Origin of the sequence: Serratia nevei, from assembly GCF_024160145.1 — a bacterium.
In the GTDB taxonomy this organism is placed as follows: domain Bacteria; phylum Pseudomonadota; class Gammaproteobacteria; order Enterobacterales; family Enterobacteriaceae; genus Serratia; species Serratia nevei_A.
Map to the genome: position 1 here is coordinate 1 of NZ_JAMYWQ010000169.1, position 379 is coordinate 379.

Genomic DNA, 379 nt, shown 5'->3' on the forward strand with positions numbered 1-379 from the left:
CGCATCATTCACAAGCCGCGGTTGCTTGTGATCGATGAGATCGGCTACCTGCCGTTTGGTAAGGAAGAGGCCAACTTGTTCTTCCAGGTTGTCGCCAGACGTTATGAGTCAGGCAGCCTGGTGTTGACCAGTAATCTGCCGTTTACGCAGTGGTCCGGTACGTTTGGAGATGATGAGACGCTAACAGCAGCGATGCTGGATCGTTTGTTACATCATGCACATATCGTGCAGATCAGCGGCCAGAGTTACCGGCTGAAGGACAAATTAAAAAGTGGCCAACTTAAGAAACAGGCGCAAGCCGAAGTTTCTGAGTAACCACGATCAGGGGTGGGTCCGTTTTACTTTGGCAGGGTGGGTCACAATTCGATCGGTATTGACA

At 50.9% G+C, this 379-nt stretch carries 1 protein-coding gene; it reads left to right on the forward strand.

Going from position 1 to position 379, the window contains the following annotated elements; genetic code table 11:
* The coding region (locus tag M6G53_RS25270) for an ATP-binding protein (RefSeq protein WP_253335290.1) at positions 1-315 on the forward strand (315 nt) is incomplete at its 5' end.
* Positions 316-379: the final 64 nt, after the last annotated feature.